Origin of the sequence: Streptomyces alboflavus, from assembly GCF_000716675.1 — a bacterium.
Classification (GTDB): domain Bacteria; phylum Actinomycetota; class Actinomycetes; order Streptomycetales; family Streptomycetaceae; genus Streptomyces; species Streptomyces alboflavus.
This window is the reverse complement of sequence record NZ_JNXT01000036.1, coordinates 1-25,505: the sequence shown is the minus strand read 5'-3', so window position 1 is coordinate 25,505 and position 25,505 is coordinate 1. Positions and strand designations below refer to the sequence as shown.

Here is a 25,505-nt window from a genome sequence, read left to right as displayed (position 1 = left end):
CCTGGACCGCCTTCCTCGCCGCACACTCACCTTTGGGTAGCCGTAGATAGCCGATCGGCTGACGCCAGGCCCAGGGGCCAGCAATAGCGTCGAAGCATGACCTTCGACACCGCTGCCGCCGAGGCGAACCGACCTGTGGCCCCCCGCCCGACAGGGGTCCGCGCCGCCGAGCGCGCCCTCGCACCAGACCTCGCCAGAGGGCTGATGCTGCTGTTCATCGCGATGTCGAACACGGCTTTCCACCTGTGGAATTCGGACTACGGGCCGTCGGGGTGGCAGCCGACGAACGGGGGCTGGCTGGATCACACGGTGCAGTTCGCGATGATCGTGGGCCTGGACCTCCGGATCTATCCGCTGTTCGCATTCCTGTTCGGGTACGGAATGATGCAGCTGTATCTGCGCCAGACGGCGACCGGGACGCCGGAGCGGAAGGCGGCCGCGCTGCTGCGCAAGCGGAGCCTGTGGATGATCGTCATAGGGCTGGCGCACGCGGGCCTGCTGATGGCGGGGGACATCGTCGGGTACTACGGGCTGCTGAGCCTGGGCCTCGGCTGGCTGTTCCTGCGGCGCGGGGACCGGGCGCTGAAGTGGTGGATCTGGATATCCGTGACGGTGAGCGTCGCGGCGGCGGCGCAGCCGGTCGTGACGGCAGCGCTCCAGGGCGAGTTGAGCTCGCTGGGGGACGCGGGGGCCGACGCGGGCAGCGAGGCGTACGCGGCGGGCAAGGAGAGCTGGCTCGCGGCGGCGGGCACGCGCATGATGACGGGCCTGTTCCTGGTGGGCGCGGCCGCACCACTGGTCCTTGTGACGGGCGGCGGCTTCATCTTCCTGCTGGGGTTCTGGGCGGCACGGCGCCGCATCCTGGAGGAGCCGGGCGAGCACCTGAGGCTGCTGCGGGGCACGGCGATCATCGGGATCGCGATCGGCTGGCTGGGCGGACTGCCCGCGGCGCTGGCGCACGTGGGGGCGCTGGACGTATCGGCGGACGCGCAGAGCGAGACGGGTGCGCTGATGGCGCTGCGGGACGTCACAGGCAGTGCGGCGGGTCTCGGCTATGTGGCGCTGGTGGCCCTGTTCGTGCACTGGTGGACGCGGCGGCAGGAGCGGCGGGGGCGGCGGGAGCGGCAGGACTGGCCGCGGGAGGCAACTCCGGGTCCGGCGACGGCGACCACACCCACGTCGGCCACGCCGGCCACGGCGAGCACGGCGGCCACGGCGGCCACGGCGGCCACGGCGGCCACGCCAACGACGACGTTCACCTCGGCCCCGGTCGCCACCGCGGTCACAGCGATCTCCGCGGTCGGCAAGCGCTCCCTCTCCTGCTACCTCACCCACTCCCTCCTCTTCGCCCCGATCCTCGCCGCCTGGGGCCTCGGCCTCGGCGAGCATCTGACCAGCGCGACGATGGTGCTCTTCGCCTTCGGGGTGTGGCTGGTGACGGTCGCGGGGGCGTACGCACTGGAGATACGGGGGAAGCGCGGCCCCGCGGAGACACTGCTGCGGCGCCTGATGTACGGGAAACGGACGTGAGCGTTCCCGCCCATCTCCGCTTATCATCTGGCTGGATTTGATCTTTTGGCGACTATTCCGGGCATCCGGACCTCCGGTTCGCCCGGTCCGCCATGGGAAGTGGGGGGACCACATGCGCCGCAGAGCGCTCACCGCGGCCGCCGTATGCGCGGCCGCACTCGTCGGGACGACAGGGCTGGCACCCGCGGCTCTGGCCGCACCGACGGCGGACAACACATCGAGCAAGCAGGCGGGCACGGCGGCCGAGCGGGGAGACTCGGCAGCCGCCAAGGGCGGCGACAAGGCCGACTTCAACGGCGACGGCTACCAGGACCTTGCCATCGGCGCCCACACCGCCACCGTGGGCGACATCAAGCGCGCGGGCGTCGTCACCGTGGCGTACGGCTCGGCGACGGGCCTGAAGTACGAGACGGCGGGCATTCTCAGCCAGGCCACGCCGGGCGTCCCGGGCGAGCCGGTCGCGGACGGGAAGTGGCGCGAGGTCAGCGCCGCGGGCGACCTGGACGGCGACGGGTACGACGACCTGGTCGTGCACTACCTCCAGAAGAACATGGTGCTGTGGGGGAGCAAGGACGGCATCACCGGCGAGGGCACCGCCCTGCCGTCCGGCGACTACACCGCGACCTCCCCGAGGCTGCTCGGCGGCGGCATGGGCGTGGGTGACGTCAACGGCGACGGCGTCGACGACTTCGTGAGCCGCGCCAACAACGGCCTCTCCTACGGCGTCACGACCCTGCTCGGCCCGCTGAACCGCACCACGGGCAAGCCCGCCGGGGTGTGGCACCGGGACACCGGCACGCTGGACAAGTTCCTCATCGGCACGGTCTACGTGGGCGACCTCACTGGCGACGGCACCGCCGACATCGTGGCCAGCGGCAGCGCCAACCTCGGCAGCGGCACGCCGGGCGGCGTGGTCCTGAAGGGCTCCCCGGACGGCTTGGTGAAGGGCAGCGAGTTCCCCGGCCCGTACAAGCGCGAGGACTCCATGCCCTCCGCGTTCGGCGACCTGAACAAGGACGGTTACCAGGACCTGGTCACGGGCTACCCCGGCCAGAACAAGGTGTACGTGACGTACGGCGGCAAGGACGGCGTCAGCACCACCGTGAAGTCCCGCGCGTACACGCAGGCCAGCGCGGGCGTCCCCGGCGTCGAGGAGGCGGGCGACAAGTTCGGCTCGTCGCTCGCCATCGGCGACACCGACGGCGACGGGTACGGGGACCTGATCGTCGGCGCCTCGTACGAGACCGGCTCCGACCCGGCCGCCACGGGCTCGGGCGCGATCACGGTGCTGCGCGGCAGCGCGGACGGAATCACCACGACGGGCGCCGCGTCGTTCACGCAGAACTCCCGTGGCATACCGAGCACTTCGGAGAAGGACGACCACTTCGGCGCCTCGGTGGCCGTGGTCGGCTCGGGCACGGACGGCGCCACGGAGGTGTACGTCGGCGGCAACGGCGAGGACGGCTTCAAGGGCCGCGTCTGGAAGCTCGCCACCGGCGCCTCCGGTGTCACCGGCGAGGGCGCCACCAGCTTCCACCTCGGCACGGTCGGCGGCCCCGCGACCGGCGGCAACTTCGGGTACCGGATGGCGGGCTGACCATGACCAGCAGAAGCAAGAGAAGAAGCAGCAGACTCAACAGAGCCGACAGGGCCGGGCGAGCCCAGGGGACCGGCAGCTCGGCACTCCTGGGCGGAGCCCTCATCTCCGCCCTCGCCCTCGGCGCCGCCGCACCCGGCGCCCAGGCGGCCACACCCACCGCGCCCACCACCGCCGCCAAGGCGCCCGCGCCCACGCCCGCGAACGCCGTCCCGGCCGGGCTCGGCCCCTGGGCCGCACCCACGCAACTGCCCGGCGTCAGCGGCGTCGTGGACCTGAAGGCGACCTCGGGCGGCACGGTCGCCGGGCTGTTCACGCAGGACGGCAAGACGGTCCTGGCGGTGCGGCCCGCGGGCAGCACCACCTGGGGCACCGCCGTCCCCGCACCGGACGGCGCCACGCTCCAGCGCACCGACGACGGCGCGCTCTCCCTGCTGTCGTGGACGGACGCGGGCGACGGCGGCAGCCGCACCCTGAAGCTGTCCCGACTCGCCGCCGACGGCAAGGAGTTCGGGCCCGCCGAGGACGTCGCCACCGGCACGCTCGCCCGAGACTGGGTGCACGCGCGCACGCAGGTGACCACGTTCGCCGCCAACGCCGAGGGCCACCAGGCCGTCGCGTGGATGGACGCCGAGCACCGCCTGACGGTCGTCGACCGCACCGGACCCGACGGCCAGTGGTCCGCGCCCAGGACCCTCGACCGGCTCCCCGACCCGATCGTCCGCGACGACAACGTCTACGACTACGTCCTGTGGGACCTGCGCGTCGCCGTGGACCCCGCGGGCACCGTCGGCGTGATCTGGGGCGGCAACAGCTACTACACCGGCGACGGCGTCGACCCGGACCCGTCGGCGTACAAGTGGCACTACAAGTACCTGGAGAAGCCCGCCGCCGACGGCTCCTCCTGGAGCACGCCGCGCGACCTGCCGCAGCTCGGCGAGAAGCCGAAGAAGGTCGCGTTCGCCGCCCACCCGAAGGGCGGGTTCCACCTGCTCGCGGGCGGCGACTACGCCCGCAAGGCGGCCGGAGCGGCCGAGTGGGGCGCGGTCGAGCAGACCGGCGTGGGGGCACGGGCGTACGCGCCCGCCGAGCTGGTCACCACCCCGGACGGCGACGTCACGGCGGTCGGCTTCATCGGCAAGGACACCGTGGGCGCAGCCAACCGCCCTGCCCGCAAGGGCAGTTGGGGCGCGACCCGCAAGCTCGCCCCGTACGTCGACGCGGACTCGCTGGGCGCGGCGGCGACGGGCGACGGCGCGGTCGTCGTCACGTACACCCAGCGGCGCTTCGAGCTCGGCCGCACGGTCCGCAGGGACTTCGTCGCGCAGACCGTCGAGGGCGGTGACCCGGCCAAGCCGCGCACGTTGAGCGCGCTGACGAAGTACAGCACCAGCGCGGGCCTCGTGGCCGCCGACGACAAGGGCCGCCCGGTCGCGGTGTGGGCGCAGCACACCGTCGACGGCAAGCGCGGCGCGTACACGGCGACCACGGGCACCCGCGCCAAGCCGAAGTGGCACGACTACGCCGACGACTCCCGCGGGGACGTCGTGGGCCTGTCGTTCAGCGCCTCGATGAAGCTGTACACGGGCGATGCCACCAACCCCACGGAGACGTTCTACGCCTCCCCCTGGGACGACAGGACGCGCGTCGTGCCGTTCGGCGACGCCGACGGGGACCGCTGCAACGACCTGGTCGTGCGGCTGCCCGGCGGCGAGGCCCGCCTCTACACCCCGGTGTGCGGCGGCCTGCCCAACCCGGACTCGCCGTACAAGCGGCTCGCCCGGGACTGGAGCAAGTACGACACGCTCCTCGCGAGCGGCGACCAGACCGGGGACGGCCGCCCGGACCTGCTGGCCCGCGACAAGGCCACCGGGAATGTGTATCTGTACGCCCACGACGGCACGGGCGGCACAGGAAGCGCGGGCGGCTTCAAGCCCCGGGTGAAGATCCGTTCGGCCTGGACCGGATACACCCACGTCGTCGGCGCGGGCGACCTCGACGGCGACGGCACAGGCGACGTCCTCGCCCGCGACAAGTCCGGCGAGCTGTGGCGCTACGACGGCCTGCGCACCGGCAAGCTGAAGGACCGCGTCCGCGTCTTCAAGGACTGGGGCGCCTCGTACAAGGACGTCATAGGCGCCGGTGACGTCAACGGCGACGGCAAGCACGACCTGCTGGCGCGTGACACGAGCGGCCGCCTGTGGCTCAACGCGGGCAAGGGCGACGGGACGTTCGCCAACCGCGTCGCATTCGGCGACGCGCCGTACTGGAAGCAGTGGGCTTCCCTGGGCTAGCCCGCTTCCTGACGGTCCCCGGGGACATGACGGACACACGGTCCCCGCCCCGGGGACATGACGGATACGGGGCCGTCCTCCCGCCCCCGTGACGGGAGGACGGCCCCGGCACCACCCCTCGGTGGCCGCCGGTCAGTACAGCTTGTTGACGGCCGTGGTCGTGGTCTTCTTGAAGGCGGCCACGGGCGCGTCCCCGAAGTCGCCCAGCTGCGCCCACTGCACGACGGTGACGGTCCTGCCGTCCCGCCCGACCGACAGCAGCGCGATGTCGGTGGCGCCCCCGGACGACTCGGTGTGCACGCCACGGACGCGGGCGCCCTCCTCGACCGGCAGCTTGCCGTAGTCCCGGCCCTCGGCCTCGACGTCGGGCGAGCCCTGCTCGATGCGGTCGGCGCAGGTGCGGATCAGGTCGTCGTAGTGCTTCGCCAGGGCCTTGGCCCGGGCGGCCGAGCCCGTCACGACGGTCAGCTGCACGGCGTTGGTGTCCAGGTCGGTGCGGAACTCCCGGTGCCGGTAGTCGAAGGAGGGCACGCCCTCCGTGCTCACACAGGTGCCGAGGCCCTCCGGGAACCCTTCCTTGACCGGCCCGGCGGTCCACGACGACGACGCGTGCGGCGGCAGCTGGGACGCCGACAGGAACTTGGGCGCGGCGGCGTTCGGCGCGGCGCCGGCGGACGGTGCGGTGAGGACCGTGCCCGCCGCGAGGGCGGCGACGGCGAGTGCGGTGCAGGCGCTCGTACGGATGCGCAGGGACATGGGAGTTCCCCCGAGGGTGAGTGCGTGGATGTGGATGCCGCGAAGAGGTCGACCGGTCGGCCCGGGTCTGATCGGCCCGGGTCTGATCGGTGCGGGCCTGGTCGGTGCGGCACCAAGAGCATCAGCGGTCACGGCGTCCGGGCGCAACAACCTGCGGCGGTGGAACCATCCCAGCCCGTCTGACGTGCAGGTACATGGGGTGCCTGGGATACCGTCCCGGGCCGGTCGGGGTCGTACGAGGACGGGGGACCCGTGTCGGCACAGGACGACGGCGACGGCATCGACGCGGTGGCGGAGTTCGCGGCGCTGCTGCGGGAGATGAAGGAACGCACGGACCGGAGCTACGGCTCGCTGGCCCGCCGCCTCGGCATGAACACCTCGACGCTGCACCGCTACTGCGCGGGCGACGCGGTGCCGCTCGACTTCGCCCCCGTGGAACGCTTCGCGGCCCTGTGCGGGGCGACCTCGGAACAACGCCTGGAACTCCACCGCCGTTGGCTCCTGGCAGTGGAGGCCCGCCGTCGGCCTCGTACGGCGGGAGCGGACGCGGCGACGGAGGGCACAGCCGCCCCGGACGCGGGAGTGGAGGTCACCACCGCCCCGGGCACGGAGCCGAAGGCCGACGGCGGCCCGGTCACCGCCCCGGTCGCCGCCCCGGACACGGCGCCGAAGCCCACCGGCAGCCCGGTCGTCGCATCGGACCCCGAAGCCGGACCGCCCGGACCGCCCGACGCACCCACGCCCCCGAACTCGCCCCCGCTCCCGGACCCGCCCCCGCACCGCCCCTGGTACCGCCGCAGACGCCTCGTCGTCGCGTTGGCCTCCGCCTGCGCCGTCCTCGCGTCGCTCGGGGCCTTCTCCGTGCTGCCGGACGGGCGGCGGGCGTCCGCCGACGGCCCCGGCCGGGGCGCCGGTACGACGGAGGCCGCGGCGCCGGAGCGGCGGGGCGGCGCGCCCGACCCGAGCGGCACCGCCCCCGCCTCCGAGCGGCCCTCCGGCTCCACCGCCCCGAAGAACTCCAAGAACTCCAAGCACCCCGAGAATTCCGAGAACGCGGAGAAGAAGGGCACCTCTCGCCCGCCCGGCGCGACCTCCACCCCGCCCCGCGGCGAGAAGCCCGCCGGGCAGCCCCTCACCTGGTCCGTCAACTCCCAGGCCTGGAAGCTCGGCTGCGATCACGACTACGTCGTCGCCAAGCCGCCGAGCCAGGTCCCCCCTCCCCCGGTCCCGCAGGACGCCGCGCCCTGGGCGGCGACACAGGGAGCGGTGCACGGCGGCGAGACGCTCGTCCAACTGTCGGTGCAGGGCCGCGGCGACACAGCCGTCGTACTGGAGGCGCTGCGCGTGCGCGTGGTCGGCCGTACGGCGCCGGTCGAGGGCAACGCGTACGCCATGGACGGGGGATGCGGCGGCGCGGTCACGCCCCGGTCCTTCGCCGTGGATCTGGACAAGGACCGCCCCCTCGCCCGCGCGGTCGCCGGGAACGACTCCGGCACACCCATCCCGGCCGTCCGCATGCCCTACCGCGTCTCGGCGAAGGACCCCGAGGTCCTGCTGGTCACGGCCGCGACCAGCTCGTGCGACTGCCGCTGGTACCTGGAGCTGGACTGGTCGTCCCAGGGCCGCAAGGGCACCGTGCGCGTCGACGACGACGGCCGCCCGTTCCGCACCAGCGCCATCAAGGGCCTGCCCCGGTACGCGTACGACACCGTGGGGCGCCGGTGGGGGACCTACAGCTGAGGACGGGGCACGTCCGGCGGCCGCCTCAGCCGACGGCCGCCTCAGCCGATGGCCATCTCAGCCGACGGCCGCCTCAGCCGACGGCCATCTCAGCCGACGGCCGTCTTGACGAGCTGCCCGATGCGGGCCTCGTCGGCGGCGGTCAGCTCCGTCAGGGCGAAGACGGTCGGCCACATGGTGCCGTCGTCGAGCCCGGTCGCCTCGTCGCTGAAGCCCAGCGTGGCGTAGCGCGACTTGAACTTGTGCGCGGCCTGGAAGAAGCACAGGACCTTGCCGTTCCTGGCGTACGCGGGCATGCCGTACCAGAGCTTCGGCGTCAGCTCCGGCGCGTTCGCCTTGACGATCTCGTGGACACGGGCCGCGAGCACCCGGTCCGCCTCCGGCATCTCGGCGATCTTCGCGAGCACGTCGGTCTCGCCGTCCGCCTTGGCCGCCTTGGCCGAGCGCGGGCCGCGCCGCGAGGAGGTCTTCAGCTCCTTGGCGCGCTCCTTCATGGCGCTCCGCTCGTCCTCGGTGAATCCTTCGTGCTTCTCGGCAGCCATGACGGTTCCCCTCTCACAGGACTGGCTGGACTGACTGGACCCGCTGATCTCACTTGCGACGTACGCGGCGGTCAGCGCACGTGACCACTCGGGACGGCACATGGGGCACCCCTCTCAGCGCTGGAGTTCCTGGATGCGGATGAGGTTGCCCGCGGGGTCACGGAAGGCGCAGTCACGCACGCCGTAGGGCTGCTCGGTGGGCTCCTGGACGACTTCGGCGTCGGCGGCCTGGACCTTCGCGAAGGTGCCGTCGAGGTCGTGGGTGGCCAGCAGGATCCAGCCGTACGTGCCCTTGGCCATCATCTCGGCGATGACGCGGCGCTCGTCCTCGGTGATCCCGGGGTCGACGGCGGGCGGCGCGAGCAGGATGGACATGTCGGGCTGACCGGCGGGGCCGACGGTGATCCAGCGCATCGCGCCCTCGCCGACGTCGGTACGGACCTCGAAGCCGAGGGCGTCGCGGTAGAAGGCGACGGAGGCGTCCGGGTCGGTGTGCGGAAGGGCCGTGGTGTGAATGGTGATGTCCATGGCTGATATTTAACTGCGGCCCGGTGACCGGCGCTTCTCGAATCCTGACCAGTCGCCGGGCCGCTCACCGGGCTGTCGCTCAGACGGCCCCCGTCAGCCGGTTTGCGAGGGTCGACATCGTGTACGCGCCGATGCCCATGACGACCTCCAGGGCGTTCCGCTCCGTGTAGCCGTGCGCGAGGAACGCCTTCACGTCGGCGTCGTCCACGCCGCCGGCGCGCTCGAGGACCCGCAGCGTGAACTGTCGTACGGCTTCGAGGTGTTCGTGCTCCTCGGGCAGTTCGCCGCCCGCCCGGAGCGCGGCCACGAGCGCCGCGTCGGCGCCGAGCTTGTGCAGCTTGCCGGTGTGCAGGGTGACGCACACATGGCAGTCGTTGCGCACGGCGATCGTCATGATGACGGTCTCGCGGGCCAGCGGGTCCAGCGTCGTGCGCTCGAACTTCGCGCTCAACTCCAGGAATCCGGTGAGCAGTTCGGGCGAGGCGGCGAGCCGGGCGACGGCGTCCGGCAGCACGCCGAAGGCGCGTACGACGTCCTCCATAGCTGCCCGGGATCCTTCTGGCGCGGTCTCCACGGTGTGTGCGGCGAACATTCCATCCCCCTAAAATGGACAACATGGTTGACGATGAAAAGGTAAACCAGGTTGTCGAAAAGGGGAAGGGGTCGCCCCCGGACCGCCCCGGCTACGAGCTGCCCCTCCTCCTCTTCGCCGGTTTCCGCACCCTCATCGACCGTCTGCACGCCGACCTCGCCCGCCAGGGCCACCCCGACCTGCGCCCCGCGCACGGCTTCGCGATGCAGGCCGTGGGCGCGGGCGGGGCGAGCGCCAGCGAGATCGGGCGGCGGCTCGGCGTCACCAAGCAGGCGGCGGGCAAGACCGTGGACCGCCTGGTCGCCCTCGGTTACGCCGAGCGCGCCGACGACCCGGCCGACGCCCGCCGCAAACTGGTCCGTCTCACCCCGCACGGCCTGGACGCCCTGGCCCGCTCGGCGGCGGTCTTCGACGAGCTGCGGGCGGAGTGGGCCCACACGGTCGGCGCCCACCGCCTCGCGGCCCTGGAGGACGACCTGCGCGCGGTCGTACCCCCGGAGGCGTTCCGCCTGGACGCGGCGGGGTGGCTGGGCGGGGCGTGACGTCGCGGGCCGCCGCCCCGTTGTGCCTCCGGGGCCGCATACGGCGGTCCCGGCCAAGGAGGGGGAGAACCATGATCGAGGCCGTGGAGTTACACCGGGCGCTCATGTGGAGGGTCTGGGCACGCCGGGGCTACCGCGTACAGATCGTCGACGACTGTGGGGTCATCGCGCCGGAGCCGGCGAACCACATTCGGATCATCCGGATCCTGGCCGCCCAGCTGGGCGTGGGCCCTCCCCGGAAATCCGGCGTCCGAGCCTTCCAGGTCGCCCTGCCGGGGTGTGCGGACATCCTCGTACCCGACGTGGTCCGCTACCGGGCGGACGCGGCTTCGCCCTGGAGCAGCCGGGACATCGAGATCGTCGCCGAAGTCGTCAGCCGCGCCACCCACTACATGGACTATGGCCCCAAGCTGACCGCCTACGCCACGGCGAAGATCCCGCTCTACCTCGTCGTCGACCCGAGTACGGCACGCTGCCACCTCTACTCGGCCCCCACAGGCACCGACTACGCGCGTCGGCTCACGGTCGCCTTCGGCGAGGAGATCCGCGTCACCCACGGCCTCCTCGACCTCACCCTCACCACCACTCACTTCCCCCGCGACTGACCACCCCCTCCCCCCCACCCCCTTGCCTAGAGCACACTCCACCCCGTTGGCTAAGACCCCATGAAGTACACGCAGCTGGGACGCACCGGACTCAAGGTCAGCCGCCTCACTCTCGGCACGATGAACTTCGGGCCGCAGACCGGGGAGGCGGAGAGTCACGCGATCATGGATGCCGCGCTCGCCGCGGGCATCAACTTCTTCGACACCGCCAACACCTACGGCTGGCACGAGAACAAGGGCCGCACCGAGGAGATCATCGGCACCTGGTTCGCGCAGGGCGGCGACCGACGCGACAAGGTCGTCCTCGCCACGAAGGTGTACGGGAACATGACGCCGGACGGCGTCGCCCCCTGGCCGAACCACGACAAGCTCTCGGCGGTCAACATCCGCCGCTCCGTGGAGGCCTCCCTCAAGCGCCTGCAGACCGACTACATCGACATCTACCAGTTCCACCACATCGACCGGAACACCCCGTTCGAGGAGATCTGGCAGGCCGTCGACGTCCTCGTCCAGCAGGGCAAGATCCTTTACGCGGGATCGAGCAACTTCCCCGGCTACAAGATCGCCCAGGCGAACGAGCTGGCCGCGCGCCGGGGCAGCTACGGCCTGGTCACCGAGCAGTGCCTCTACAACCTCGCGGAGCGCCGCGCCGAGATGGAGGTCCTGCCCGCCGCCCGGGACTACGGCCTCGGCGTCATCCCCTGGTCGCCGCTGCACGGCGGGCTGCTCGGCGGCGTCCTGAAGAAGGAGGTCGAGGGCAGCCGCCGCGCCTCGGGCCGGGCCGCGTCCGCCCTCGCCGACCCGGCGACGCGCGCACAGGTCCAGGCGTACGAGGACCTGCTCGACAAGCACGGCCTGCACCCCGGCGAGGTCGCTCTGGCGTGGCTGCTCACCCGCCCCGGCGTCACCGGACCCATCGTCGGCCCGCGCACCGCGGAGCAGCTCGACTCGGCCGTGCGCGCCGTCGAGCTGAAGCTGAGCAAGGACGTGCTGCTGTCACTCGACGAGATCTTCCCGGGCCCGGGCCCGTCCCCGGAGGCCTTCGCCTGGTGAAGGGGCCGTCGCTCCGGTGAGAGGCCCTCACTCCGGCGACAACGGCAGGACGCACGCCCGCGGCGGCCCCGGCTACTGGCCGAGCGCCGCCGCGAGCGCCACGACGACGAACATCAGCACGAGCACACCGGCCATGATCCGGTTCCTGGTCTTGGGGTTCACGCCATCGAGGTTAACCGGCCGCGTCCGCGTCCTTCGCGGCGCCTCCCAGCGGCCACCGCCCCACCGCCTCGTACCGCGGCCGCTCCCCCGGCACCCCGCTCGTCGGCAGGTTGCTGCGGACGAGCACCAGCTCGGACACGGTCCAGGGGGTGCCGGTGAAGGAGCTCAGGGCCGCCACGTACGGCGTGAAGTCCGCGTCGCCGCGCGAGCGGGCCAGCGTCAGGTGCGGGCGGTAGGGCCGGTGCTCGGTCATCGTGACGCCCGCCTTCCGCGCGGCCGCCTCCGCCCGGCCCGCCAGGATCCGCAGCTCGGCGACCGCGCCGCCCGCCCCGGCCCACAGCGCCCGGCCGCCGAAGTGACCACCGCCGCGCAGCGACAGCGCGAACGGCGCCGTGCGCCGCGCCGCCCGCTCCATGCGCTCACACACCCCCGGCACCACCTCCTCGTCCACCTCGGCCAGGAACGCCAGCGTGAAGTGCCAGTTCTCCCGGCTGGACCACCGCACCCCGTCGGGGCCCGGCAGCCGCCTCAACCCCGCCACCACACCGGCCAGTTCGTCCGCCACCTGCTCCGGGGGCAGCACCGCCGCGAAAAGTCTCATGCGACTAGCCTGCCTCCATGGACGACTTGGATCACCCCGATATAGATCGCTCCGGTGCGGGTCACTCGGATACGGATCGCTCCGACTCCGTACGCATCCGCGCCGCCGGACCCGCCGACGTCCCCGCCTTCCTCGGCATCCTCGACAGCGCCGTCGCCTGGCTGGTCTCCCGGGGCCACACGAAGCAGTGGGGCACCGAGCCGCTGTCGCGGAACCCGAAGGTCGTCGAGGCGATCGAGAAGTACGTGGCCACCGGCTCGCCGTGGATCGCCGAGGTCGGCGGGGAGCCCGCGGGGATGCTGATGCTCACCGACGGCCCCGGCTCCTACATTCCCCCGGTCGCCGAGCCCGAGCAGTACGTCCACTACCTGGCCACCGACCACCGCTTCGGCGGCCTGGGCGTGGGCCGCGCCCTCCTGGCCCACGCCGCGGCCGAGACCCGGAGGAAGGGCATCTCCCTGCTCCGGGTCGACTGCTACGCGGGCAACGAGGGCCGCCTCGTCGCGTACTACGAGAGCAACGGCTTCGTGCGGACGGAGTCCTTCACGGCGAAGGACGGCACGTGGCCGGGTCAGGTCCTGGAACGCCGGGTCTGACTCCCGGCCCAGGTGGGGGCGCCCCGTAAGGGGCGCGGGGAACCGCGCGCCCAGCCCCCACCGGGGCAGCAGCCCGACGAGAACGCGCAGTCCCCCCACCATCCGCTACGCCGCAGGCGCCAACTCCCGCTCCCGGGCGACAAACTCCACGTGGGTGCGGCCCCGCCGCAGGTCCACCTTCAACCGGAGGTTGGCCGCGCGCGCCAACATCAAGCCGACCCCGAGCGCGGCGACAGCCACGATCAGCCCGCCCAGCGCGAAGCTGACCCGCACGCCGTACGCGTCGGTGAGCCAGCCGAACAGCGGCCCGCCCAGCGGCGTACCGCCCACGAACACCATCATGAACAGGCTCATCACCCGCCCCCGCATCTCGGGGTCGGTGGCCATCTGCACCGAGGAGTTGGCGGTGACGTTGACGGTGAGCCCGATCGCGCCGACGGGCACGAGCAGCGCGGCGAAGACGTAGGCGCTGGGCACCGCGGCGACGGCGATCAGCGCGACGCCGAACAGACCGGCCGCGCCCGCGAGCATCCGCAGGCGCGAGGACCGCCGCCGCGCGGCGAGCAGCGCCCCGATCAGGGACCCCGCCCCCATCAGCGTGGTGAACAGGGCGTACATGCCGGAGCCGCCGTGGAAGACGTCGTCGGCGTACGCGCTCAGCCAGATCGGGAAGTTGAAGCCGAACGTGCCGATGAAGCCGATGAGGACGATCGGCCAGATCAGCTCCGGGTGCCGGGAGACGTAGTTGAGGCCCTCGCGGAGCTGCCCCTTGCGGCCGCGCGGCGCGAGCGGGCTGCGGGTCAGCTCGGCGGTGCGGATGAGCAGGAGTCCGGTCAGCGGCGCGAGGAAGGACAGGCCGTTGGCGAGGAACGCCCAGCCGGGGCCGACGGCGGCCGTGACGAGGCCCGCGACGGCCGGTCCGATGAGGCGCGCGGACTGGAAGTTCGCGGAGTTCAGCGAGACGGCGTTGCGGAGCTGGTCGGGGCCGACGAGCTCGGACACGAAGGACTGCCGGGTCGGGTTGTCGACGACGGTCACCAGGCCGGTGAAGAACGCGGTGACGTAGACGTGCCAGACCTGGACGTGGCCGGAGAGCGTCATCGCGGCCAGGAAGAGGCCGCCCATGCCCATGGCGCCCTGGGTGAGGAAGAGCAGGTTCCGCTTGGCGAACCGGTCGGCGATGACGCCGCCGTACAGGCCGAAGAGCAGCATCGGCAGGAACTGCATCGCGGTCGTCACGCCGACGGCGGCGGACGACCCGGTGAGGCTGAGCACCAGCCAGTCCTGGGTGATGCGGGCCATCCAGGTGCCGGTGTTGGAGACGGCGGCTCCCGCTGCGAACAGCCGGTAGTTCCGGATGCGCAGCGAGCTGAACATCGAGGTCTTGTGGGGACGGGTGGTGTCGAGGGCGGTTGGTGCGGGGGCGGAGTCTGCTCCGGATCCCGTACTCAAAAGGTTCGCCTCCTTGGCGTCAGGTCAGAGGTGGGCCAGCTTCTCCAGGACCGGAGCGGCGGCGCGCAGGGCCTCCCACTCGTCCTCGTCGAGGTCGGCGGCGAGGTTCGCGAGCCAGGCGTTCCGCTTGCGGCGGCTCTCCTCGAGCATGGCCTCGGCCTGCTCCGTCTGGGTCACTACCTTCTGGCGGCGGTCCTCCGGGTGCGGTTCGAGCCTGACCAGGCCCTTGGCTTCGAGGAGCGCGACGATGCGGGTCATCGACGGCGGCTGCACATGCTCCTTGCGGGCGAGCTCGCCCGGGGTGGCGCTGCCACAGCGGGCGAGGGTGCCGAGCACCGACATCTCGGTGGGGCTCAGCGACTCGTCGACCCGCTGGTGCTTGAGTCGACGGGAGAGGCGCATCACGGCGGAGCGCAGCGAGTTCACGGCGGCAGCGTTGTCGCCATGGGAGAGGTCCGGCATGTTCTTTAGCGTAACTCATTACCCTAACTAAAGACCACTCGGTTACCGGCCGGGGAAGCCCGGGTTGCCCGTGATCTGGCACACAGAACCCTTTCGTCACCCAAATGAGTGAGCTGGATTCGGAAAGCCGGGCGTCCCCCACGCGAGGGCGGCAACGCTGTACGCATGGCATCGACAGTGCTCAGCCTGCGGATAGACGGCGATCTGCTCGACCGGATCCGGCAGCACGCCGCGAAAAGAGGAATGAGCGTCCAGGACTATGTGGCCCGGACGCTCATCCGTGATGACTTCGACGAGCGGTTCAAGTCGTCCGTCGAGGCGACGGAGAAGTTCTACGCCTAGGGGGCACCCAGAGGCACCGCCGGGGCCCCCGCCCCCGGCCCCGCCCCCGCGGCGGGCTACGTGAGATCGAGCGCCGGCATCAGGTAGTAGAAGGCGAACACGGCGGACACCGCGTACATCGCGACCGGCACCTCACGGCCCCGCCCGGCCGCGAGCCGCAGCACGGTGAAGGCGATGAAGCCCATGCCGATGCCGTTCGTGATCGAGTACGTGAACGGCATCATCAGCATCGTCACGAACGCCGGGATCGCGATCGTGTAGTCGCTCCAGTCGATCGCGCCGATCGAGCCGGACAGGATCAGGAAGCCGACCGCGAGCAGCGCGGGCGTGGCCGCCTGCGAGGGCACCATCGTGGCGAGCGGCGTGAGGAACAGCGCCACGGCGAACAGACCGCCGGTGACGACGTTGGCGAGGCCGGTCCGCGCGCCCTCGCCGACGCCCGCCGTGGACTCCACGAAGCAGGTGGTGGCCGAGGAGGACGAGGCGCCGCCCGCCGCGACGGCGATGCCGTCGACGAACAGGACCTTGTTGATGCCGGGGAAGTTCCCCTTGTCGTCGGTCAGCTTGGCCTCGTCGCCGACGCCCATGATCGTGCCCATCGCGTCGAAGAAGCACGAGAGCAGCACGGTGAAGACGAACAGCACGCCGGTCAGGACGCCGACCTTGCCGAAGCCGCCGAACAGGCTGATCTCACCGACCAGGCCGAAGTCGGGCGTGGAGACCGGGTTGCCGGGCCACTCCGGCGTCGTCAGACCCCAGGACGGCACATCCGCGACCGCGTGGATGATCATGGCCAGAACCGTCATGACGACGATGGACAGCAGGATCGCGCCCGGCACCTTCCGCACCAGGAGCGCCAGCGTGAGCAGCACGCCGAGGACGAAGACCAGGACCGGCCAGCCGTTGAGGTGACCGTCGCCGCCGAGCTGGAGCGGCACGGTGGTGTGCGCGGCGTCGGGGATGCGCGAGACGAAGCCCGCGTCGACGAGGCCGATCAGCATGATGAACAGGCCGATGCCGATCGCGATGCCCTTGCGCAGGCCCAGCGGCACGGCGCTCATCACACGCTCCCGCAGGCCCGTGGCCACCAGGAGCATCACCACGAAGCCCGCGAGGACGACCATGCCCATGGCGTCCGGCCAGGACATCCGGGGCGCCAGCTGCAGGGCGACCACGGTGTTCACGCCGAGACCGGCGGCGAGGGCGATGGGGACGTTGCCGATGACGCCCATCAGCAGCGTGGTGAACGCGGCCGTGAGGACGGTGGCGGTGACCAGCTGCTTGTTGTCGAGCTGGTGGCCGTACATGTCCTTGGCGCTGCCGAGGATGATCGGGTTCAGCACGATGATGTAGGCCATCGCGAAGAAGGTGGCGAAGCCGCCCCGTACTTCCCTGGCCAGGGTCGAGCCCCGCTCCGAGATCTTGAAGAAGCCGTCGAGCCCGCCCTGCGGGGAATTCGGGGGCTGCTTGGCGTCGACCGGAGCGCTGGCCGAGGGGGACATGCGGGACCTCATGACCTCTGTTGAACGGGATGGGCCTGTGAACGGGATGGGCCTGGCTTGCACGAGATGATGTCTTCGCCTGCGCGAGCTTGTGTCTTCGTACGAAAGCAACTGGCCATTAAGAAGCCGTTTCAGTATGAATACATGAACGAGAAATGGCCATCTCCGCGCGTAGAGCCTTGTGGCACAAGGGGCGCGGGCGCGCGCCGGAGGCCGGAATCGGCCCCGACTAAGCTAGGGGTCATGGCGAAGTGGACACCCAAGCACGAGGCGCCGGAGCCCCTGGAGGGCCCGATCGTCGCCACCATCACCGGCGGCACGATCATCTGGTTCGTCCTCTTCGTCGTGCAGATGCCGTTCTACGGCTGGTTCGACGACCGCGACCTCACCTGGTGGGTGTGGACGTGCCTCGCCGGCGGCGGCCTCGGCCTCATCGGCATCTGGTACGTCCGCTCGCGCGACGCGGCGATCAAGCGGGCGCAGGCGGCCGCGGAGACCGCCGAGCCGGTGCAGTCGGAGGATTCCGAGCCGGTGTAGTACGTCGGCAGTACGGCATACGACCTGAGGGCAAACCCCGTCCTACCGTGGTCGGATCTTTCCGGTACTCAAGGGGTGAACCCCCCACTCCCCCCGTACCGTCGTCTGCATGACGCATATCGACGCGGGCGCCGAGCTGGACCCGGTCCACCCGGTGGCGCCGCCGACGGCACGGGCCACCGGCCTCACGGCCGCCGAGGTCGCCGAGCGGGTCGCCCGCGGCGAGATCAACGACGTACCCGTCCGCAGCAGCCGGTCCACCACCGAGATCGTCCGCGCCAACGTCTTCACCCGCTTCAACGCCATCATCGGCGTGCTCTGGGTGATCATGCTGTTCGTGGCGCCGATCCAGGACAGCCTCTTCGGCTTCGTGATCGTCGCCAACACGGGCATCGGCATCATCCAGGAGCTGCGCGCCAAGAAGACCCTCGACGGGCTCGCCGTCATCGGCGAGGCCAAGCCCACGGTCCGGCGCGACGGCGTGGCCGCGGAGATCTCCACCTCCGACATCGTCCTCGGCGACCTCGTCGAACTCGGCCCCGGCGACAAGATCGTGGTCGACGGCGAGACGGTCGAGGCCGACGGCCTCGAAGTCGACGAGTCGCTGCTCACCGGTGAGGCCGACCCGGTCCTGAAGAAGCCCGGCGACAAGATGATGTCGGGCTCGTTCGTGGTCGCGGGCGGCGGCGCCTTCACCGCCACGAAGGTGGGCCGCGAGGCGTACGCGGCGCAGCTCGCCGAGGAGGCCAGCCGCTTCACGCTCGTCCACTCCGAACTGCGCTCGGGCATCTCCACGATCCTCAAGTACGTGACGTGGCTGATGGTCCCGACCTCGATCGGCCTGATCATCTCCCAGCTGGTCGTGAAGGACGACAACTTCAAGGAGTCGATCGCCTACACCGTCGGCGGCATCGTCCCGATGATCCCCGAGGGCCTGGTCCTGCTGACCTCCGTGGCCTTCGCGATCGGCGTCATCCGCCTCGGCCGCAAGCAGTGCCTGGTGCAGGAACTCCCCGCCATCGAGGGCCTCGCGCGCGTCGACACCGTCTGCCTCGACAAGACGGGCACGCTCACCGAGGGCGGCATGGACGTCACCGAGCTGCGCCCCCTGAACGGCTCCGACGAGGCCTACGTACGCAAGGTCCTCGGCGCCCTCGGCGAGTCCGACCCGCGCCCCAACGCCTCCCTCCAGGCCATCATCGACGCCTACCCCGACAGCGACGAGTGGCGCTGCACGGAGTCGCTGCCCTTCTCCTCCGCCCGCAAGTACAGCGGCGCCAGCTTCAGCGAGGGCGACGGCGAGAACTCCACCTGGCTGCTCGGCGCCCCCGACGTGCTGCTGCCCACCGGCGACCCGACCCTCGACGAGATCGAGCACCTGAACCACCAGGGCCTGCGCGTCCTGCTCCTGGCCCGCGCCGCGGGCGACCTCGACGCCCCCGACATCGCGGCCGGCGCCCACGCCACCGCCCTCGTCGTCCTCGAACAGCGCCTGCGCCCCGACGCCGCCGACACCCTGCGGTACTTCGAGGAGCAGAACGTCCAGGCGAAGGTCATCTCCGGCGACAACGCGGTCTCCGTCAGCGCCGTCGCGGGCAAGCTCGGCCTGCCCGGCGCCGAGAACACCGTCGACGCCCGGCAGCTCCCCACCGACCAGGACGAGATGGCCGAGGCCCTCGACGCCAACTCCGTCTTCGGCCGCGTCACCCCGCAGCAGAAGCGGGACATGGTCGGGGCGCTCCAGTCCAAGGGCCACACGGTCGCGATGACCGGCGACGGCGTGAACGACGTCCTCGCCCTGAAGGACGCCGACATCGGCGTCTCGATGGGCTCGGGCTCCGAGGCGACCCGGGCGGTCGCCCAGATCGTCCTCCTGAACAACAGCTTCGCGACGCTGCCTTCCGTGGTCGCGGAGGGCCGCCGCGTCATCGGCAACATCACGCGCGTGGCGACCCTGTTCCTGGTCAAGACGGTCTACTCAGTAGTGATCGCCCTGCTCGTGGTCTGCTCCCAGGTGGAGTACCTCTTCCTGCCCCGCCACCTGACCCTGCTCTCCACCCTCACCATCGGCGTCCCCGCGTTCTTCCTCGCCCTGGCCCCCAACAAGGAGCGCGCGAAACCGCACTTCGTCCGCAGGGTCATGCGCTACGCCCTGCCGGGCGGCATCATCGCGGCGGTCGCCACCTTCGCCACGTACCTCCTGGCCCGCCACCACTACACCGGCGAGGGCGCCCGCGAGGCCGAGACCAGCGCGGCCACCCTCGCGCTCTTCCTGGTCTCCCTGTGGGTCCTCGCGATCATCGCCCGCCCCTACACCTGGTGGCGCATCGCCCTGGTCGCCGCCATGGGCCTCGGCTTCCTGCTCGTCCTCGTCATCCCCTGGCTCCAGGACTTCTTCGCCCTGAAGCTGGTCGGCACGACGATGCCGTGGGCGGCGGTCGCGATCGCGGCGGTCGCGGCGGCGGCGATCGAGTTCGCCTTCCGCTGGGTCGACCGCCGCTTCGCGGCGTAGCTCTGGCCCCTGGGCCTTGGGCGGTTTCTTCCCCGCTGGCCGGTGGGGGCTTGTCGCGCAGTTCCCCGCGCCCCTTGTGGGGCGCGGGGCTCAGCGTACGTCGACGAAGTCCCCGGTCGACGTGACGGCCGGGGTGGTCGACGTCCCCGCGAAGACGTAACGGAAGGTGCCGTCGGCCGACGCCTTCACCGTGGTCTTCAAGTTGCCCTTGCTGCCCGACTTCACCGTCTTGACCGTGGAGTAGGCGCTCGCGCCCTTCTTCTTGAACTGCAGCTTCACCGGCTGCTGGGTGTAGCCCGCGTACTTCTTCGTGTCCCAGTTCGCACGGGTCAGCGCACCGGCCACCGTGATGGTCTTGCCCTTCTTCACGGGCTCCGGGGACGCGTTGACCGTCAGCTTCGCGGCGCGCTTCACGGAGACGGTCGTGTACGTCTCCTTGATGACGTGGTTCTCGGCGCTGCCCTTGGCCAGCAGACCGGCCATCACCTTCCAGCGGCCCGCGTTGCCGTTCGCCAGCTCGCGCGGGGACGCGCTGAGGACGACCTTGCACGTGCCGGTGGTCGCGTCGACCTTGGTGCACTTGGCCTCGTCGTCCGGGGCGATGACGCCCGTCAGGCGCCCCGGCTCGAACTCCGTGCCGCGCCACAGGATGGCCATGGCGTCCTTGATCCCCTTGGGGTCGGTGCCCGTGACGGTGACCGTGACCTTCTTGGTGGACGTGCCGACCACGATGTCCTTGCCGCCGTTCACGACGACCTTCGTGATCTTGGTGTCGCCCTTGACCGAGTCGGCGGCCTGCGCGGCGGGCACGGCGAGTGCGGACAGGGCGAGGGCGCCGGAGACGGCGACGACGGTGGCGGTGGCGCGGGTACGCATGGTGTTCCTCGGGTGGTGCGGGCCCCGCGGCGCGCCGGGGTGGCGGCGCCGCGGGGCAGGGTGAACCGGGGGCCTTCGGCGGCCCGGACGAGCTGGGGGCCCTGGGGCCCGGGGGAGCTGTAGGGCCAGGTCAGCGGACGTCGACGGCGTCGCCCGCGGAGGTCACGGCCGGGGTCGTCGACGTACCCGCGAAGACGTAGCGGAAGGTGCCGTCGACCGACGCCTTCACCGTGGTCTTCAGGTTGCCCTTGCTGTCCGACTTCACCGTCTTCACGGTCGAGTAGGACGAAGCGCCCTTCTTCTTGAACTGCAGCTGCACGGACTGCTTCGTGTAGCCCGCGTACTTCTTCGTGTCCCAGTTGGCGCGGGTCAGGGCACCGGAGACCGTGATGGTCTTGCCCTTCTTCACCGGCTCCGGGGAGGCGTTGACGGTCAGGCGGGACGCGCGCTTGATGCGGATGTCCGACTTGAGGTCGTCCATCGTGACCTGCTCTTCGCTCTTGTTGGTCACGGCGGCGAAGACGTTCCAGCGGACACCGGCGCCCACGTTGCGGAGCCGCGCCGGGTCCGCGGTGACGTTCACGGTGCAGGTCTTGGTGGTGTCGTCCAGCTCGACGCAGGTGGGGTTGTACTCGGCCTCGGTCGCCGGGGTGATGAGCCCGGTCGGGGCGTCGGAGTCGTCACCGAGGAAGAGGAAGCCGCTGGAGAGCTTGATCCCGGACGGGTCGGTGGCCGTGATGGAGAGCTTGAACTTCTTCTTCGCGGTCGTGCCGAGCGTGACGTCCTTGCCGCCGTTGACGGTGACGTCGGTGACCTTGATGTCGCCCGCGGCGGCACGCTGCGCGCCCACGGCCTCGGAGACGTCGGCGACGGCGGCGGACGCCTTGGGGGCCACCGGCTCGTCACCCGCGTGGGCGGCCGGAACAGCGAGAGCGGACAGAGCCAGGGTGCCGGACACAGCGGCGACAGTGGCACGGATACGCATGTGTTTTCCCCAGGTGGAGAAGGGGGCCGCGCGGTGTTGAAGCCCGCTCGCGAGGTCCCGGTGATCTAGGAGTCTGATTGACTCGGCAGATCAGACCCACAACCCTGGCCATAGGTTGTACGAGGGGTGAAGTTCATGTCGGGGACCGGTGTGCACGGCCCCTAGTCGAACCACCGGTCCCGCGCCAGCTCCTCCGTACGCGAAGGATCCTCCAGGAGCGCCGCCACCTCGAACCGCCGCGGCCACTGCCGTGCCGCCCACGCGAGACCCGCGGCCACGCCCTCCACGGTCGCCGCGTGCACGACCCCGTCGGAGGTGCGGCGCCACTCCAGGTCGACGCCGTCGGCCACCAGCTCCTCGTACTCCCGGTACGTCGCCGGGGTCGCCGGACCGAGCAGCACCCGCACGGACTCCGGCACCTCGTGCTCCACCCCGCCCTCCGGGTCGACCTCCGCCGCCACCCGCTCGCTCAGGCGCCGCACCTGGAACAGCTCGGCCAGGTCGGCCGCGCGGGACGGGGCGACGGGAAGCAGCGGCACGCCGGAGGCGAAGGGCAGCAGGTCAGGCGCGTCGGCGACGACCGCGTCCGCCGCGTCGACGATCACGATCTCCCCCACCTCCCCGTCCGGGCCGCCGCCCAGGACCGCCCGCACCTCGTCCGGCAGCGTCACCTGCTCCGGGTCGAGGTCCGCGAGCGCCCCGTACAGCGCGTGCAGCTGCGCCGCGGAAACGGTCCGCTCCGGGTCCGCGAGCCGGTCGAGCAGCTCGGCCGCCCCGCCCGGCTCCGCGAGCAGCGAGGCGACCGACGTCCGCACGCCGAGCGTCCTGAGGACCTGCTCGTCGTCGAACCCGGACGCGTCGGCGTCGTCGTAGAGGCCGTCGAGCAGCGGGTCGCCGCCCGCCGCCCGCAGGCCCGCCGGGCGCCGCCCGCCGAGCACCGGGTGACCGCGCAGCCACCACGCCGTGTAGGACCGCACGCTCTCCGTCGTACCGTCCGGAAGCAGCACCCGCACCGGCTGGGTCAGCGCGTCGCGCAGCGGCGGCCGGGACAGCAGGGCGAGGGCCCGCGGCCAGGCGTCGTCGTCGACGAGGTCGAGGTCACGGACGGCGACGACCTCCGTCGCGACCGGCGGCACCGGGGTGTCCGGCAGCCGGTCCAGGATGTCCTCGCACCACACGTCGACGGCGTCGAGCAGACCCGCGTCGTCGGGCTCGGCGAAGTCACCGTCGCGGGGCTCCAGTTCGTCGGGGTCGAGGACGACGTCGGTGGCCCGTACGAGCGCGAACGAGGCGAGCACCCCGCACGCGGCGAGCGGCTGCTCCCCCCACCGCTCCGCCAGGTCGGCGTCCACCCCGGCGAGTTCACCCTCCCGCATGACGGACTCGAACGCGCTGCCGGGCAGCACCAGCTCCCCGGCGGGCGCGAGTTCACCGTCCTCGTCGGGCAGCGCGAGCGCCCCGAGCCAGGGCTCGTCACCGGGCGCGAGATCCGCGTCCCGTACGAGCGTGAGGACCAGCTCGGCCAGCTCCTCGGCGTCCAGGGCCCCTTCGCCGCCGGGCCCGTCACCGTCGCCGTACCAGCTGTCGTCGTCCAGGGACCCCGCGACGGCCGCCCGCACCTGCGGGGTCGTCAGGACCGCGCGGGGCGTGGCGGGCAGGGCGCCCAGCTTCTCCAGGAGCGGGTGGGCGGCGTCGGCGTGCGCGACCTTCAGGCCGATCCTGGCCAGGGCCGCGGAGCCGCTCTCGTCGGCGGTGCTCGTGCCCGGCGCGGGCAGCAGGACCTGGCGGGGGCCGATGGTGGTGCGGCCGTCGGCGAGCGGCACCGGCAGGCCCGACAGCCGATCGGGGTCGACCCCGGCGAGGGTGTCGTAGAGCCGCCGCCACCAGGACGGCTCCCGCTCAAGACCGGCGAGCCGGTCGACGGCCTCGGTCAGCGGGACCCGGGCGACGCCGAGCGTACGCAGCTCACCGCGCCGCTCCAGGCCCGCGGGCAGTAGGCTCGGCAGCACCTCGGCGAGGACCCGCACGGTGTCGGCGCCCGCGCCCTCCACCACCTCCGCGTCGCGCGGCCGCAGCGTCTCGGGGACGGCGGCGGCCTCGGCGTCCAGCCACTCGTCACCGGCAGCGCCGTCCGTCCGCGCGGGCGGCACGGCGGGCGGCAGGAACGCGGTGCGCGGCAGCCGGTCGAGCACGGCGCCCCGCAGCGCCCCGTCCAGCTCGCTCTGGCCGAGCGGCCCCGGCACCAGGCCGATGACGCCCTCGGTCACCGGCCGCCAGGAGGCGAGGAGTTCGGCGTACGCGTCCGCCGCGCGCTCCACCAGGAAGTCCGTGAGCGGGCCCGGCGCGGCGTGCCGTCGGCTGGTGTCCAGCGGGAACGACGCGATGAGCAGGGCCGGTACGCCGAGGGGCTCGTCGCTGGGGGTGGGCGCGTGCACGACCGCGCTCGTCCGGGGCCGCTCCGGGGCGCCGTCCGGGCCCGCGGGCACGGCCCACGTCAGATGCCAGTACGGCCGCTGCCGCTCCTCGACGGGGCGGTCCGCGAGCAGCTCGGGGGCCAGCGTGCCCTGGCTGCTGACGGTACGCCAGCGGGTCGTGCCGTCACGGCTGTCCGCCACGACGGTGTACGGTCCGTCGGCCGCGCGGCGCATCGTGCGGACCGGGCCGCCCGGCACCGTGATCGTGACCTCCTCCAGGCCCGGCAGGGCCAGCAGCAGCGCGTCGTCGACCCCTTCCAGGAGCCGGGCCACCAAGTCCTCCGCTGCGGCGTCCCTGAGCGGCAGGATCACGACGGTGTCGTACCCCGCCGGAGCAGTGCCCTCCGCGGGCAGCGGCAGCCGCAGCAGCGGTACGTGGCCCTCCCTGCGCCGGATCTCGTCCCCAAGGCCCGGACTGAACCTGGCCGTCTCGGCCGCCAGGTCACGCGCCTCCGCGAGCGAGAACCGGACACCGCCGGTGCGGCCGACGACGGCGGGGGCGTCGGAGACGGCGAGGACGGCGGCGAAGCCCACGCCGAAGCGGCCGGTCGTCCGCCTGGCGGCGGGGTCCTCACCGGGCCGGCCCGGCCCGGCGGCCCGCGGCCCGTCCTGCCGGTCCAGGCGGTTGTCGCGGTCCTCCCGCTTCGCGGAGGCCCGCAGGGTGGACAGCGACTCGACGCCCGTCGCGTCCAGGGGGGCACCCGTGTTCGCCGCGGCGAGGACTCCGTCCTGGAGGGTGAGGGCCAGACGGCCCGGTACGCCCGCGCGGGCGGCGGCGTCCGAGGCGTTCTGGGCCAGCTCCACGACCAGGCGGTCGCGGTAGCCGCCGAGGGCCATGTCCTCCTCGGCGTTCGCGTCCTCGCGGAACCGGGCCGGGCTCGCCGCCCAGGCCTCCAGGACTGAGCGGCGCAGGCGGGCGGTGCCGAACGGGTCGGTGCCCTCGTCGGCCGGCCGCACGGTCTTGCTCACGTGGTCGCTCTCCCTCTGCCTGCGGGGCCTGCGGCCGCGGGCTGGTGGTGGTGGTCGTGGTCGTCGTCGGGGGGCGACGGTATCGCGTCCCGCTGGGGGGTGAGTCTCGGGTGCGGGCCGGTGGTCGTTTTTCGCCGCGCTGCGCGCGACGTGCGTCCCACCCGCCCACCCGTTCACCCCAAACATTCCGCTCGGGAGCTTCGCGTGCGGGTCCGGTGGTCGGTTGCGCCGCGCTGCGCGCGGCGTGGCTCCCACC

General features: G+C 72.1%; 22 protein-coding genes. 11 read left to right on the top strand and 11 right to left on the bottom strand.

Annotated elements, in window-relative coordinates:
• Positions 1 to 96: 96 nt before the first annotated feature.
• The 3 genes from OO63_RS41540 to OO63_RS42405 all read left to right on the top strand — a co-directional run bounded on the left by OO63_RS41540 (position 97) and on the right by OO63_RS42405 (position 5,421).
• On the top strand, positions 97 to 1,530 hold the full coding sequence (locus OO63_RS41540; RefSeq protein ID WP_051811161.1) for a DUF418 domain-containing protein: 1,434 nt from the start codon (positions 97 to 99) through the stop codon (positions 1,528 to 1,530).
• Positions 1,531 to 1,642: 112 nt separating this feature from the next.
• Positions 1,643 to 3,127 (top strand): FG-GAP repeat domain-containing protein, encoded by a 1,485-nt coding sequence (locus tag OO63_RS25015; protein WP_051811160.1) that lies wholly within the window; start codon positions 1,643 to 1,645, stop codon positions 3,125 to 3,127.
• Positions 3,128 to 3,129: 2 nt separating this feature from the next.
• Positions 3,130 to 5,421 (top strand): FG-GAP-like repeat-containing protein, encoded by a 2,292-nt coding sequence (locus tag OO63_RS42405; protein WP_030361483.1) that lies wholly within the window; start codon positions 3,130 to 3,132, stop codon positions 5,419 to 5,421.
• Positions 5,422 to 5,553: 132 nt separating this feature from the next.
• Here the strand turns inward: OO63_RS42405 and OO63_RS25005 are convergent, their stop codons facing one another.
• Positions 5,554 to 6,177 carry a hypothetical protein gene (locus OO63_RS25005; protein ID WP_030361482.1) on the bottom strand — a complete coding sequence of 208 codons (624 nt, stop codon included), beginning with the start codon at positions 6,175 to 6,177 and terminating at the stop codon, positions 5,554 to 5,556.
• Between the two features lie 252 nt (positions 6,178 to 6,429).
• Between OO63_RS25005 and OO63_RS25000 the strand changes: the two genes are divergently transcribed.
• The gene (locus tag OO63_RS25000) at positions 6,430 to 7,917 is read left to right on the top strand and encodes a helix-turn-helix domain-containing protein (RefSeq protein WP_030361481.1); all 1,488 of its coding nucleotides are present in this window, start codon (positions 6,430 to 6,432) and stop codon (positions 7,915 to 7,917) included.
• Between the two features lie 89 nt (positions 7,918 to 8,006).
• Here the strand turns inward: OO63_RS25000 and OO63_RS24995 are convergent, their stop codons facing one another.
• From OO63_RS24995 to OO63_RS24985, 3 genes are all read right to left on the bottom strand, one after another.
• Entirely contained in the window at positions 8,007 to 8,459 is a 453-nt protein-coding gene (locus OO63_RS24995; protein WP_030361480.1) for an iron chaperone, read from the bottom strand.
• A 114-nt stretch (positions 8,460 to 8,573) separates the two neighbouring features.
• Positions 8,574 to 8,987, bottom strand: coding sequence for a VOC family protein (locus OO63_RS24990; protein ID WP_030361479.1), 414 nt, complete (start codon positions 8,985 to 8,987; stop codon positions 8,574 to 8,576).
• 79 nt (positions 8,988 to 9,066) lie between these two features.
• Positions 9,067 to 9,528, bottom strand: a complete 462-nt coding sequence (locus OO63_RS24985) for a carboxymuconolactone decarboxylase family protein (RefSeq protein ID WP_234311345.1) — start codon at positions 9,526 to 9,528, stop codon at positions 9,067 to 9,069.
• Positions 9,529 to 9,602: 74 nt separating this feature from the next.
• On the opposite strand from OO63_RS24985, the gene OO63_RS24980 reads away from it, so the two are divergent.
• The 3 genes from OO63_RS24980 to OO63_RS24970 all read left to right on the top strand — a co-directional run bounded on the left by OO63_RS24980 (position 9,603) and on the right by OO63_RS24970 (position 11,779).
• A complete protein-coding gene (locus OO63_RS24980; protein WP_397622267.1) occupies positions 9,603 to 10,121 on the top strand; it encodes a MarR family winged helix-turn-helix transcriptional regulator in 519 nt (172 codons plus the stop codon).
• Positions 10,122 to 10,192: 71 nt separating this feature from the next.
• Complete coding sequence (locus OO63_RS24975; RefSeq protein WP_234311344.1) at positions 10,193 to 10,726, top strand: Uma2 family endonuclease; 534 nt, start codon at positions 10,193 to 10,195, stop codon at positions 10,724 to 10,726.
• A gap of 60 nt (positions 10,727 to 10,786) precedes the next feature.
• Positions 10,787 to 11,779, top strand: a complete 993-nt coding sequence (locus tag OO63_RS24970) for an aldo/keto reductase (protein ID WP_030361475.1) — start codon at positions 10,787 to 10,789, stop codon at positions 11,777 to 11,779.
• A gap of 172 nt (positions 11,780 to 11,951) precedes the next feature.
• On the opposite strand, the gene thpR is transcribed toward OO63_RS24970, so the two are convergent.
• Positions 11,952 to 12,542 carry an RNA 2',3'-cyclic phosphodiesterase gene (gene thpR / locus OO63_RS24965; RefSeq protein ID WP_030361474.1) on the bottom strand — a complete coding sequence of 197 codons (591 nt, stop codon included), beginning with the start codon at positions 12,540 to 12,542 and terminating at the stop codon, positions 11,952 to 11,954.
• Between the two features lie 17 nt (positions 12,543 to 12,559).
• On the opposite strand from thpR, the gene OO63_RS24960 reads away from it, so the two are divergent.
• On the top strand, positions 12,560 to 13,138 hold the full coding sequence (locus OO63_RS24960) for a GNAT family N-acetyltransferase (RefSeq protein ID WP_078619341.1): 579 nt from the start codon (positions 12,560 to 12,562) through the stop codon (positions 13,136 to 13,138).
• Positions 13,139 to 13,243: 105 nt separating this feature from the next.
• Here OO63_RS24960 and OO63_RS24955 read toward each other — a convergent pair whose 3' ends face one another.
• Together OO63_RS24955 and OO63_RS24950 are read right to left on the bottom strand one after the other, a co-directional pair.
• Positions 13,244 to 14,590, bottom strand: a complete 1,347-nt coding sequence (locus OO63_RS24955) for an MFS transporter (RefSeq protein WP_030361472.1) — start codon at positions 14,588 to 14,590, stop codon at positions 13,244 to 13,246.
• Positions 14,591 to 14,614: 24 nt separating this feature from the next.
• Positions 14,615 to 15,052 carry a MarR family winged helix-turn-helix transcriptional regulator gene (locus OO63_RS24950; RefSeq protein ID WP_030361471.1) on the bottom strand — a complete coding sequence of 146 codons (438 nt, stop codon included), beginning with the start codon at positions 15,050 to 15,052 and terminating at the stop codon, positions 14,615 to 14,617.
• Between the two features lie 165 nt (positions 15,053 to 15,217).
• On the opposite strand from OO63_RS24950, the gene OO63_RS43760 reads away from it, so the two are divergent.
• Complete coding sequence (locus OO63_RS43760) at positions 15,218 to 15,394, top strand: ribbon-helix-helix protein, CopG family (protein ID WP_078619340.1); 177 nt, start codon at positions 15,218 to 15,220, stop codon at positions 15,392 to 15,394.
• Between the two features lie 56 nt (positions 15,395 to 15,450).
• On the opposite strand, the gene OO63_RS24945 is transcribed toward OO63_RS43760, so the two are convergent.
• Complete coding sequence (locus OO63_RS24945; protein WP_030361470.1) at positions 15,451 to 16,896, bottom strand: NCS2 family permease; 1,446 nt, start codon at positions 16,894 to 16,896, stop codon at positions 15,451 to 15,453.
• Positions 16,897 to 17,139: 243 nt separating this feature from the next.
• Between OO63_RS24945 and OO63_RS24940 the strand changes: the two genes are divergently transcribed.
• The gene (locus OO63_RS24940) at positions 17,140 to 17,433 is read left to right on the top strand and encodes a DUF2530 domain-containing protein (protein ID WP_030361469.1); all 294 of its coding nucleotides are present in this window, start codon (positions 17,140 to 17,142) and stop codon (positions 17,431 to 17,433) included.
• A 109-nt stretch (positions 17,434 to 17,542) separates the two neighbouring features.
• Positions 17,543 to 19,945 (top strand): cation-translocating P-type ATPase, encoded by a 2,403-nt coding sequence (locus tag OO63_RS24935; RefSeq protein ID WP_030361468.1) that lies wholly within the window; start codon positions 17,543 to 17,545, stop codon positions 19,943 to 19,945.
• A 90-nt stretch (positions 19,946 to 20,035) separates the two neighbouring features.
• On the opposite strand, the gene OO63_RS24930 is transcribed toward OO63_RS24935, so the two are convergent.
• The 3 genes from OO63_RS24930 to OO63_RS24920 all read right to left on the bottom strand — a co-directional run bounded on the left by OO63_RS24930 (position 20,036) and on the right by OO63_RS24920 (position 25,249).
• A complete protein-coding gene (locus OO63_RS24930) occupies positions 20,036 to 20,821 on the bottom strand; it encodes a DUF5707 domain-containing protein (RefSeq protein WP_030361467.1) in 786 nt (261 codons plus the stop codon).
• 130 nt (positions 20,822 to 20,951) lie between these two features.
• Positions 20,952 to 21,806 carry a hypothetical protein gene (locus tag OO63_RS24925; RefSeq protein ID WP_030361466.1) on the bottom strand — a complete coding sequence of 285 codons (855 nt, stop codon included), beginning with the start codon at positions 21,804 to 21,806 and terminating at the stop codon, positions 20,952 to 20,954.
• A gap of 161 nt (positions 21,807 to 21,967) precedes the next feature.
• Positions 21,968 to 25,249, bottom strand: a complete 3,282-nt coding sequence (locus tag OO63_RS24920; protein ID WP_030361465.1) for a hypothetical protein — start codon at positions 25,247 to 25,249, stop codon at positions 21,968 to 21,970.
• Positions 25,250 to 25,505: the final 256 nt, after the last annotated feature.

Coding starts and splice junctions, on each gene's coding strand:
- OO63_RS41540 (WP_051811161.1), top strand. CDS start 97: ATGACCTTCGACACCGCTGCCGCCGAGGCGAACCGACCTGTGGCCCCC.
- OO63_RS25015 (WP_051811160.1), top strand. CDS start 1,643: ATGCGCCGCAGAGCGCTCACCGCGGCCGCCGTATGCGCGGCCGCACTC.
- OO63_RS42405 (WP_030361483.1), top strand. CDS start 3,130: ATGACCAGCAGAAGCAAGAGAAGAAGCAGCAGACTCAACAGAGCCGAC.
- OO63_RS25005 (WP_030361482.1), bottom strand. CDS start 6,177: ATGTCCCTGCGCATCCGTACGAGCGCCTGCACCGCACTCGCCGTCGCC.
- OO63_RS24995 (WP_030361480.1), bottom strand. CDS start 8,459: ATGGCTGCCGAGAAGCACGAAGGATTCACCGAGGACGAGCGGAGCGCC.
- OO63_RS24990 (WP_030361479.1), bottom strand. CDS start 8,987: ATGGACATCACCATTCACACCACGGCCCTTCCGCACACCGACCCGGAC.
- OO63_RS24985 (WP_234311345.1), bottom strand. CDS start 9,528: ATGGAGGACGTCGTACGCGCCTTCGGCGTGCTGCCGGACGCCGTCGCC.
- OO63_RS24980 (WP_397622267.1), top strand. CDS start 9,603: ATGGTTGACGATGAAAAGGTAAACCAGGTTGTCGAAAAGGGGAAGGGG.
- OO63_RS24975 (WP_234311344.1), top strand. CDS start 10,193: ATGATCGAGGCCGTGGAGTTACACCGGGCGCTCATGTGGAGGGTCTGG.
- OO63_RS24970 (WP_030361475.1), top strand. CDS start 10,787: ATGAAGTACACGCAGCTGGGACGCACCGGACTCAAGGTCAGCCGCCTC.
- thpR (WP_030361474.1), bottom strand. CDS start 12,542: ATGAGACTTTTCGCGGCGGTGCTGCCCCCGGAGCAGGTGGCGGACGAA.
- OO63_RS24960 (WP_078619341.1), top strand. CDS start 12,560: ATGGACGACTTGGATCACCCCGATATAGATCGCTCCGGTGCGGGTCAC.
- OO63_RS24950 (WP_030361471.1), bottom strand. CDS start 15,052: ATGCCGGACCTCTCCCATGGCGACAACGCTGCCGCCGTGAACTCGCTG.
- OO63_RS43760 (WP_078619340.1), top strand. CDS start 15,218: ATGGCATCGACAGTGCTCAGCCTGCGGATAGACGGCGATCTGCTCGAC.
- OO63_RS24945 (WP_030361470.1), bottom strand. CDS start 16,896: ATGTCCCCCTCGGCCAGCGCTCCGGTCGACGCCAAGCAGCCCCCGAAT.
- OO63_RS24940 (WP_030361469.1), top strand. CDS start 17,140: ATGGCGAAGTGGACACCCAAGCACGAGGCGCCGGAGCCCCTGGAGGGC.
- OO63_RS24935 (WP_030361468.1), top strand. CDS start 17,543: ATGACGCATATCGACGCGGGCGCCGAGCTGGACCCGGTCCACCCGGTG.
- OO63_RS24930 (WP_030361467.1), bottom strand. CDS start 20,821: ATGCGTACCCGCGCCACCGCCACCGTCGTCGCCGTCTCCGGCGCCCTC.
- OO63_RS24925 (WP_030361466.1), bottom strand. CDS start 21,806: ATGCGTATCCGTGCCACTGTCGCCGCTGTGTCCGGCACCCTGGCTCTG.